Below are 6973 nucleotides of genomic sequence, written 5' to 3'. Positions count from 1 at the left end.
TCCCACGCAGGCCACACATGTAGACGTGCGTCTTGGGATCCTCGATCATTGCGAAGATCTCTTCAGCGTGCTCAGACACGCGATCTTGGATGTACATCCGCCCGCCTTTTGGATTCTGTTGTTCCCGACTGATGGCTTTGGTGTAGCGGAAATTATCGGGGTATTCCTTCTCGTAATGAAGGAAGTCATCGTCATAAAGCAGGTTTGCTGTTTTGGGTGCTCCCATAAACAACCAAGCTTTGCCTCGGAAGTTCCAACCGTTCTCCTCTCGCTCTCTCGGCTCAAACATGCGACGCAGGTAGGTGCGCATCGGGGCGATACCGGTGCCAGTGGCCAGCATGATCACATTGGCTTCTTCGTCCTCGGGAAGGAGCATTTCCTTGCCGACAGGCCCTGTGATTTTGACCTTGGTACCCGGCTCAACATCGCAAAGGTAGGTGGAACAAACACCGTTGATGGTTTCTCCATCCTTTTCATACTGAAGCTGGCGGACGCATAGGGAGACGGTGTTGCCCTCTAGATTGTCGCCGTGGCGAGTACTTGCAATGGAGTACAAGCGCAGTTTGTGGGGCTTCCCTTTGGCATCTTCACCAGCGGGAACAATCCCGATGCTTTGACCTTCCACGTATTCCAGATGTGGATCACCACCGCTCAGATCGAACGTGATGTGCTGCACACGACCAATCGCGCCATCTTTAAGTAGGGAATAATTCTCGGTGACAGTTCCTAGGAAAGGAGCTTTCGGCTTGTAGAGATTCACCGGCACAGGTTTAGCCGCGGGCTTTGCTTTGGCAGCGGGCTTTGCTTTGGCAGCGGGCTTTTCTTTGGAAGTGGTCACAGGGGCGGAAACAGGTGGTGCAGATGGAACGGGTGCGGCTTCCTGCTCTGAGCCCGTTGGACTCACGGACTGGATGCGTGCTCCCCGAGAGAGAAGAACGCAAATGGTGTCCCGAAGACGGCCGTACGAGACGTTTAAGCGAGATAGCTCTGCCCGACGCCCACCCAAGCCTGTGAAGACAATCGTGAATGCCCGTTCATCAGTTGTCTGTGGTGTCGCGCTGACTCGCATTGAAAATGCCCAGTTATGGCGCGACTATAAGCGTCACCACTGACTTGCCAATCAGTTTGCGCTGAATTGAGGTTTCTTCATTAGAGTCAACGACGTCAATCTCTCAGGATTAGAAGCGAAAACGGTTTGGCATCTTTCAGTGGTCTGACACAACTGAAGCGTGGCGAAATGCCCACAGGAGAGGCGATGTTGTCGCATCATCAGCCTATTGAACAGACTGTTGAAAGGATGTCTGATGGCGTCCGCCGCCTTGCTGCTCAGCTTTTGACACCGGTATCAGCAGATCAGATTTGGACTGTTCTGACGGATTACGACCAGCTGAGCGCCTTCATCCCCAACCTTGCAAGTAGTCGACTTTTGCGGCGAGACGACAACATTGTTCATCTGCAGCAAGAGGGATGTCAGCAATTTCTGGGAATGAAGTTTTCGGCTTCTGTAGAGCTGGAGCTTGAAGAATTTGCGCCTGAGGGGACGCTGAAATTCAAGATGACGAAGGGTGATTTCCGGCGTTTTGAGGGGACCTGGCGGTTGAGAACCATGCCCGAGGCAACGGCCCTTTTCTACGAACTCACTGTTCAGGGTTGTTTGGGTATGCCCATAGGCCTGATCGAACAACGGCTGCGTGACGATCTCACCACCAACCTCAAAGCTGTTGAAGCCGAAGCGAGACGCAGAGCTGCTCGTTAGGGATCTTGACGTCTCTTCAGAGCTTTCTGGCATTGGATTCCATTGGAATTCGGTCTCTCGTCCTTCCCTGCAAGAGAAAGAGCGTCGTTGTCTCCTGGCCATGGTTCTCCTCCTCAGCAGATGTCTCGATCTGAGCCCCAAGGGCCTCCTGAATAGTGCATAAAAAAAACTCCCCTGGAGAGGAGAGTGTTGGTCAAACCAGATGAAGTCTCATCTAGTTATTCAGTAGCCCCAAGGGGATTCGAACCCCTGTCGCCTCCGTGAAAGGGAGGTGTCCTAGGCCTCTAGACGATGGGGCCAAGAACGTGATCGAGAGCTCTTCTGAACTTCCGGCACCCTGTGAAATTACGGTTCAGCCTGACCCTCCGTCAAGACAACGTTCTCCTTCTCTTGACCTTGGCCCTGCCAGATGGGCACGTTGAAGGTGAAACAGGCTCCTTTTTCTGGTTCCGAAATCACCCAGATCCTGCCGCCATGCACTTCAACAATGCGTCGGCAAACCGAGAGTCCAACCCCAAACCCAGAAGCCCCGGCTGATGTTTGAGGAAGCCGTACTCGGTCAAGAAAAATGCGCTGTTGCTCTTCTTCTGGAATCCCTGGCCCGCTGTCGCTGATGCTCACCTGCACCCATTGACTGGTTCGATGAAGCATGGTCAATGAGATCAAGCCTCCATTGGGTGTGTACTTCAGAGCGTTTTCCAGCAAATTCAGAAGCACCTGGCGCATTCTGCGCTGATCCGCAAACACCTTGGGGAGATCTGCCGGGATGTCGGTGTGGATGGTCACATCTCTACCGAGCCAAAGTTTCTCCAGTTCGAGAATCGCTTCAGCTGCAACGCTGGCTAAATCCAGCCTTTGAGGGTTGAACAATGCTTCCCAGCGTGTGCTACCCACTTCCAAGAGATCTTTCGAGAGCAGGGCGATTTCCTCGAGGCGTCGTTTCAGAACATCCCTGAATCGATGGATATCGATCTGGCCTAATTCCTGGCTTTGCATGGCCAAGGTTGCCGCCGTAAGTGGCGTACGCAGTTCATGAGCCACCATCCTCAGCAAGCGCTCTTGAGCCTGCAGACGGTCGATCAACGTTTCGTTTTCCTGACGCAGCACTAATAATTGATCTTCCAGCTGGAGCTCTCGTTGGGTTCTGCTTCCATCCAGCTCTGTGGGCTTCAGGCTTAAACCGAGTCCGCTCACCACCTCGTCTTGCTGCCAGCGAGGCAACCAGCCTCGGAGTTGCTGAAAGATGCTGCTGCCTGCAAAGACTTGCTTGGGTTGTGGTTGCAGCTTCACCAAAGAGGGTGTGACCACCAAGCGGTGGAGTTCCAGCAACTCAGGTTGTTGGGTTGGATCTGAAATTTGAAGGCTGACGTCGAATCCGCAATCTTCGTTCTGCAAAAATTCCACCAACTCGCGAAGATCGCGGCTGGACAAATGGTGGCGACCAGCAACGAGTAACAAACTCAGTTTTTGACGCGGATTGCGATCAATCCCATCCACCGAGAGGGCTTCGCAATGTTGAGGCTTACCTTATGGGTTTTTGCTCAGCCTCGCAGATCCGCTAAAAGAAGGAGAACACTCTGTTGTTACTGAGGAGACGGCATGCCCCTTCTGCCGCTTGAACAACGAGGCTCAAACCCACCCAACGGAGCGCCCCCACCTTCTGAGCGCCTGCATCTCGATAGCAATCTGAGGCGGTGGTTTGCGCGCAACCTTGGCCTTTGGCGATCAAGACGTCAGTACCTCTTCAAGAATGAGGAGGTGTTTTTCCTGGACATGATGATCCGGGTTGAGATCTTTTCGGAATTTCAATTCGGTGAGCCCCGCTACCGATTTAGTTGGTGGCCTGAACGCGACACCGACTTTTTTGATCAGAAGCCTCGCTATGAGAAGGCCGGAGTCATGGAAGCCACTTTGATGGGCCACCAACTTCAACGCAATCGTGCTTATCTCGAGCAAACCCCCCATCGCACCCGAATTCGGCAGGTCGATGAACATGAGATGGTGTTTGAATCCCATTACGGAGACTGGGATGTGCAGGAGTACACCCGACTGATTGATGAGGACCGCTATCGCTCTCGAGCGATTTACAGCTGGCAAAACAATGTGCTCGAGATCGTTGAACATCACCACGAAACAAGGATGGAGGATGCTTCAGCTCCGATCCAGCGCTGAAAAAGATCCGATTTGAATCAGATTGAGTCAAATTTAGACATCTCTCCCCTAGCCCGAAACGGTGAACATGCGGCACCATGGCTGCGTATTCCGGTTTGATCCTTTGCGTCCCCTTAACCGACTCCGTTCTGCTCTGTCGGCACCATTGCTTTTGCTGCCTCTCTGCTTAGCAGGTCCTGCTGCGATGGCTCAGTCGGCCGGCAAGGCGCCCACATCGCCTGCAAGCAATGAAGACGTGTTCCTTTATCGCGGCATGGGGTCGTCCTACGTGTGCAATGCACGCACGGCAGGCATTGAGTTCCCGAAAGCTGTTGGCGTAGCTGCGGCAACTTATGTCCAACTCCTCAATGGACGGCACGGCGGCATGGTTGCATCCACAGGCAGCAAAAAGCTCACCAATGAGCAGTTGTTCGCTGGCGCTGAATTTCAAATCATCACCGGTGCAATGCAGTTCTGTCCCGACAAGGTTCCCGCCGATGTCAAGAAAAAGGTGGAAGAGGCGTTGAAGAAGCAGGCCGCCAAATAATCAGCACCAGACGAATGAGAGTGGAGACACCAGCTCCTGGCTTGGTGCCTCCACGGAGTGGACCTCTGCACGCCAAGATCGGTGTAGAGACTCCTGCCCATGGCTTCCGCCTCCACCACTGCTCCGACGATTCGGCTGAAGGATTACAAACCCTTTCCCTTTCGTATTCCATCCATTGCTCTGGATGTGGTGATCGGGTCCGATTCGGTTGAGGTCACCTGTCGAATGGAGCTGACGCCGGTGTTGGGACCGGAGCCCCAAGCTCTTGAGCTTCAAGGGGTGGATTTGCTGTTGCAATCGATCGCGATCGATTGCAACGAGCTCCAGCCTTCCGACTACAGCCTTACCGCGGAAGGACTGGTGATTCATCAGCCCCCGCAGGTGCCGTTTCAGCTCACGACGGTGTGCAGGATTGACCCGCAGGCCAACACTTCGCTGGAGGGCCTCTATGCCAGTGGGGGGATGTTGACCACTCAGTGCGAAGCCGAGGGGTTTAGGCGTATTACGTATCACCCGGATCGCCCCGATGTTCTAAGTCGGTTCACCGTTCGTATCGAGGCCGATCGCGATCGTTATCCGGTGTTGCTCTCCAATGGCAATGCCTTAAGTGCTGGACCACTCGTTGGTGATCCCTCTCGCCACGAGGTGACATGGGAGGACCCATCCCTGAAGCCTTCCTATCTGTTCGCGCTAGTGGCCGGCGATCTTCGCGAGGTTAGGGATCGGTTTGTGACCCTTTCCGGCCGCAAGGTGAGCTTGAGGCTTCACGTTGAGCCAGGAGATGAGCCCTTCACGGCCCATGCCATGGAGTCGTTGAAACGGTCGATGGCCTGGGATGAGCAGGTTTATGGCTTGGAATATGACCTTGATGAGTTCAACACCGTTGCGGTGCGCCACTTCAACATGGGGGCGATGGAGAATAAGAGTCTCAATATTTTTAACTCCAAGTTGGTTCTTGCCGATGCTGAAACAGCATCAGATGCCGAACTGGAGCGAATTGAAAGTGTTGTTGCCCACGAGTACTTTCATAATTGGTCTGGGAATCGCATCACCTGCCGCGATTGGTTTCAGCTGTCTTTAAAGGAAGGACTCACTGTTTTTAGAGATCAATGTTTTACCGCTGATCTTCATTCAGAAGCCTTAAAAAGGATTGAAGATGTTGCCATGCTCCGCAACACACAGTTTCGAGAAGATGCGGGGCCCACTGCCCATCCTGTGAAGCCAGATGCCTACCAGGCGATTGATAATTTCTATACCACCACGATTTACGAGAAGGGCGCTGAGTTAATTCGCATGCTCAGAACTTTTCTGGGTGAGAAACGATTCATGCGTGGTATGGCTCTCTATTTCAAACGCCATGACGGTGAAGCTGCCACGACGGACGACTTTGTATCGGCGATTGCTGAAGGTGCGTGCATTGAAGGTGAACGCCTTGGTTTTGATTTAGATCAGTTCAAGCGTTGGTATGACCAAGCTGGTACTCCCACGGTGACCGTGAAACGTGACTGGGATGCCACTCGCGGGCTCTTGCGCCTAAGACTGCGTCAAAGCACACCGCCAACGCCGGGGCAACCAGATAAGCAGCCCCTTGTGATTCCCTTGCTCTGGGCCCTGGTCCCTGCCAATGGTGTGCCTGGGGAAGAACAGCTCCTCGTCTTGGATCAGGAGGAGCAAACGCTTGAGCTCACGGGTCTGCCCTGTTCAGAACAGCCCCCTGCCCTTTCCCTTTTCCGGCAATTTTCTGCTCCAGTGCATTGGGAGGCGGGTCAAGAGCCAGCTGAGCTGTTCACCCTTTTGGCTTGTGATAACGATCCTTTCGCCCGTTGGGATGCGGGACAACAACTGTGGAGAAGGGTGTTGCTGGCTCGGGCATCTGGAAGCCCGAATGCCGATCTGGAACACCAGATGCTGGAGGCGTTGACCGTGCTCCTGGCCCCAGATGGAGAACAGGATCCTGCGGTGCTTTCCACTTTGATGGCATTCCCTGGTGGCCCTGAGTTGGAAGCCCTCCAGCAGGAGGCTGATCCGCCAGCTCTCTATCGAGCGGCTTGCGAGCTCCGCGAGCAATTGAGTCAATCTTTGGCGCCACTGCTGCGCGAGCGGCTGAATGGTGTGGCGGCCGATCTTGACTTGGCTTGGCCCGAAGGGCAGGGACAGAGACAACTCACCGGTTTGATCTGGGCCTGGCTAGCCGCAGCCGGTGATTCAACGGTGCGCGCCGCTGCTGTGACTGCTGTGAGTGGTCCTTCAATGACCTTGGCTCGCGCAGCTCTGAGGGCGCTACAGCCTTTGGATTGCCCAGAACGAGAGGAAGCGTTGCGCCAATTCCACGACCGTTGGCAAGAGAAGCCAGTGATCTTTGACAGTTGGTTTGCTTTGGAAGCGTCGACGCCTCGCGCAGATGGTTTGCAACGTGTCACCTCTCTCTTGCAGCATCCGCGGTTTGATCCGATGGCGCCCAATGCTGTGCGTGCGGTGTTGGGAGGATTCGCTGGCAACCTTTTGGTGTTTCACGCGGA

The 6973-nt window shown here is 54.3% G+C and carries 6 protein-coding genes and 1 tRNA gene; 4 read left to right on the top strand and 3 right to left on the bottom strand.

All coding sequences use genetic code 11. The features are described from left to right. The coding region (locus NCN04_RS05870; protein ID WP_250395469.1) for an FAD-binding oxidoreductase at positions 1-1069 on the bottom strand (1069 nt) is incomplete at its 3' end. A gap of 186 nt (positions 1070-1255) precedes the next feature. Here NCN04_RS05870 and NCN04_RS05865 point away from each other — a divergent pair. Further along, positions 1256-1756 carry an SRPBCC family protein gene (locus tag NCN04_RS05865; protein WP_048348084.1) on the top strand — a complete coding sequence of 167 codons (501 nt, stop codon included), beginning with the start codon at positions 1256-1258 and terminating at the stop codon, positions 1754-1756. Positions 1757-1982: 226 nt separating this feature from the next. Here the strand turns inward: NCN04_RS05865 and NCN04_RS05860 are convergent. Both NCN04_RS05860 and NCN04_RS05855 read right to left on the bottom strand, forming a co-directional pair. Next, positions 1983-2055, bottom strand: a tRNA-Glu gene (locus NCN04_RS05860). A 46-nt stretch (positions 2056-2101) separates the two neighbouring features. After that, on the bottom strand, positions 2102-3253 hold the full coding sequence (locus NCN04_RS05855; RefSeq protein WP_250395468.1) for a histidine kinase: 1152 nt from the start codon (positions 3251-3253) through the stop codon (positions 2102-2104). 102 nt (positions 3254-3355) lie between these two features. Between NCN04_RS05855 and NCN04_RS05850 the strand changes: the two genes are divergently transcribed. The 3 genes from NCN04_RS05850 to pepN all read left to right on the top strand — a co-directional run. After that, positions 3356-3928: a hypothetical protein gene (locus NCN04_RS05850; RefSeq protein WP_048346238.1), complete on the top strand. Its 573-nt coding sequence runs from the start codon at positions 3356-3358 to the stop codon at positions 3926-3928. A gap of 67 nt (positions 3929-3995) precedes the next feature. Then, positions 3996-4454 carry a DUF8650 domain-containing protein gene (locus NCN04_RS05845; protein WP_048348085.1) on the top strand — a complete coding sequence of 153 codons (459 nt, stop codon included), beginning with the start codon at positions 3996-3998 and terminating at the stop codon, positions 4452-4454. Between the two features lie 99 nt (positions 4455-4553). After that, the coding region (gene pepN / locus NCN04_RS05840) for an aminopeptidase N (RefSeq protein ID WP_250395467.1) at positions 4554-6973 on the top strand (2420 nt) is incomplete at its 3' end.

The sequence above is a fragment of the Synechococcus sp. MU1655 genome (genome assembly GCF_023630655.1).
Lineage (GTDB): Bacteria > Cyanobacteriota > Cyanobacteriia > PCC-6307 > Cyanobiaceae > Synechococcus_C.
This window is presented reverse-complemented; position numbering and strand designations above follow the sequence as displayed.